The following is a 3,056-nucleotide window of genomic DNA, read 5'->3' as shown; positions in this document are numbered from 1 at the left end:
GATATCTCATTGATGTTTTGCTGTTCAGTTTTCAAGGTTCATTCGTGAGAGAAAATATCAAGTTTCTCAAACACTTCATTTGATGTCGTCGTAATGGCGACTTTTTTAATATAACATTTCTTCTGGAAGGAGTCAATAACTTTTTTAACTTCTTTTTCACTCGTTGTTTCTCGCTCCCTGAGGACATGTATTAATATACAACAAGTCAGCACTATAAATCAAGTCTTTTTGAAAAAGAATTTTTCCCGCAGTTTTTTTCCGTCTATTACGAACAGGACAATCCCCGCTATGACAATGATTCCGCCTGCTACTTGGGACATTGATAATGTTTCATTAAAGATATAGAACGCCAGAATAGCTGCTCCAACTGGTTCAAAGAGAATTCCGATGGATATTACATTGGTACTAACCCATTTGAGCGCCCAGTTAAAAAGAGTATGCCCCAACAAATTCGGAATTAGAGCTAGCATGACAAACCAGAACCAATCAGAACCGGGATAAGGTCCAAACGACTCTCCTTTGATAAGTACATAAAAAAACAATGTGATTGTACTAATCGAGTAAACAACAAACGTATAAGTAATAAGGGAGAGACGTTTACGCACATCTTGCCCGAATAAAAGATAGGTGGTGATAAGCGCACAAGCAATCAATGCAAGCATATCTCCGTAAAAAGCCGTTCCGCTCAGTTTAAAATCTCCCCAACTGATGATGATACTTCCCGATAGAGCTATTAGTGCGGATAAAATTGTTTTGAAACCAAGTTTCTCTTTAAATATAAAGTACGTTCCGGCAAAAGCGAAAATCGGTTGTAATGTAACAAGTACCGTTGAGCTTGCAACTGAAGTGTAATTTAGAGATTCAAACCATAATATGAAGTGAAACGCTAAGAACACCCCAGCTATTGCCGAAAAAGTCCAATCCTTTTTGCTGAGTGTAAAAACTTCATGCCTATACTTCATTAAGAAGAGCGGCAACATGATTAAAACCGAGAACAACATTCTATAGAATGCAATAACTCCCGCATCTGCCGTAGCTAGTTTTACAAATATCGCTGAAAGTGCCACAGAAATTACACCGATGATTATTGGGATGTAGGGATGAATTGCAGGTCTTTCCATTTCTAACACATCTCTTTCAATAAAATGGGTTACCTATTACACTTTAAAGGTATTAGATAATTGTAAGTATAACATGGTTAAAAAGAGAGGACATTAAGGGGGAAGGCTCATGACTTGGATTGCGAACGAGGCAATGTATCCTGAAGTTTTAATAAAGATTACACTCGCTTTAGTATTAAGTTTAGTAATTGGTGTAGAAAGGGAAATGAAAAAGAAGCCGATTGGATTAAAGACTAGTGCCGTCATCGCCACTTTTAGTTGCCTTCTAACAGTCGTCTCTATAGAAGCAGCTTATCTCGTTCCAGCTCGTGATGATATAAACGTAACAATGGATCCACTTAGACTTGCCGCACAAATTGTTAGCGGAATTGGCTTCCTTGGAGCAGGGGCTATTCTGCGACGGGATAATGACAACATTACCGGTTTGACGACTGCGGCAATGATTTGGGGTGCGGCAAGTATTGGGATAGCTGTTGGAGCAGGGTTTTATATTGAAGCTGCGTTCGCTGTCCTTAGCGTGATGTTTGTTATCGAGGTTCTCTCTCCTGCTCTTAGTAAATTCGGTCCAAAAAGACTAAGAACTAAAGAGGCTACCTTCATTGTAGTGTTATCTGATAAGTCGAAGATAAAAGATCTAATTACTTATCTAGAGGCTGAGAGCATGATCATCGAGAATTTACGCATTCGACAGATCATCGGAAATGATAAAAAAATTCAACACGAACTAGATTTCCGACTCTCAACACTTCCCAAAAAAGCAACCTCCCTTTTGTACATCGAACTAACGACACTACCTTACATCGAATCGGTTGAAATCGAAATATTTCCATAATGGAGGAAAACTATGAGAGATTTATTAAGACTATTAAAAGGAGGCAACAAGCCTTCCCTACTGGCAGCAATCGTTAATACAATTATCGCCTGTTTAAAAGCTGCCGCCTTCTTCTTCACAGGCAACGTTGCAATGTTTGCTGAAATGATGCATTCCTTTGGTGATGCAGCCAATCAATTTTTCGTGTTCATCGGTTCGGCCTTGTCTAAAAAAGCACCTACCCCAAAGTATCCAAATGGATTTGGCAGGGTAGTCAACTTAGTTTGCCTTGGTGCTGTCATCATCGTCGGAATTATGTCTTATGAAGCAATTATAGGTGGATGGCATCATGTTATTAATCCAGCTGAATCAGGTGGAATTAGAAATTTAGTTATCAACCTGTCAGTTCTTGGCATCGGGATCATTCTTGAATGCGTCGTCCTTTATAAAGCAGGTAAAGAAGTTCTTCATGAAACTGGCGTTGTTAAGGGCGGTTTTGCACCGATCACCCTCGGGTTCCGTAATCTCAATCGTGCCAAGCCTGCCACAAAATTAGTATTCATGGAGGATTTTGTTGCAACATTAGGTGGTATTCTTGCATTTGCCGCTATACTAATAGCCCATTTCCTAGGATTACTTGTAGCAGAAGGAATTGCATCTATCCTAATCGGTATGATGATGTTCTATGTTGTCGGCAAAGTGTTCCTAGAAAATGCACGCGGAGCTATTGGAGAAACCGACGAGGAAATGCTTCATCACATTACACATCTTGTTGCAGCTGATCCAGATGTAAAAGATATTCAACGAATTGAAGTTATTAAAGAAGGAGAATTTCTTCATGTTGAAATTGTAGCTGAAGTAGAATCTGCTCTTACCCTCGCTTATATCGATGATGTGCGCGATAGGCTGATGGATATTGTTCTAAATCAGAAGGGTGTGAGAGACGTCCTTATTTCATTCGATGAAGATGATGGTGTTGAATCTACATGGATGAGATCCAATTTACCAGAAGCGTCAAAACAGTTTAATTCAAAACTCCCAGAATAAGCATAAAAAAACGTCACGTATGGAGTATTCCTCCAATGTTGTGCACCCCAAAAGTTAGAGTCAAAATCTAACTTTTG

General features: G+C 39.3%; 3 protein-coding genes. 2 read left to right on the top strand and 1 reads right to left on the bottom strand.

All coding sequences use genetic code 11. From position 1 onward, the window contains the following. Positions 1-218 precede the first annotated feature (218 nt). Positions 219-1,121 carry a DMT family transporter gene (locus AC25Y5_RS18875; RefSeq protein ID WP_488141642.1) on the bottom strand — a complete coding sequence of 301 codons (903 nt, stop codon included), beginning with the start codon at positions 1,119-1,121 and terminating at the stop codon, positions 219-221. Between the two features lie 109 nt (positions 1,122-1,230). On the opposite strand from AC25Y5_RS18875, the gene AC25Y5_RS18870 reads away from it, so the two are divergent. Together AC25Y5_RS18870 and AC25Y5_RS18865 are read left to right on the top strand one after the other, a co-directional pair. Then, the gene (locus AC25Y5_RS18870) at positions 1,231-1,953 is read left to right on the top strand and encodes an MgtC/SapB family protein (RefSeq protein WP_488141641.1); all 723 of its coding nucleotides are present in this window, start codon (positions 1,231-1,233) and stop codon (positions 1,951-1,953) included. Positions 1,954-1,965: 12 nt separating this feature from the next. Then, positions 1,966-2,979, top strand: a complete 1,014-nt coding sequence (locus AC25Y5_RS18865; RefSeq protein WP_488141640.1) for a cation diffusion facilitator family transporter — start codon at positions 1,966-1,968, stop codon at positions 2,977-2,979. Positions 2,980-3,056: the final 77 nt, after the last annotated feature.

Source organism: Sporosarcina sp. Y1011 (genome assembly GCF_057669885.1).
Note: the sequence above shows the minus strand (reverse complement) of the source record. Positions and strands in the feature narration are given on the sequence as shown.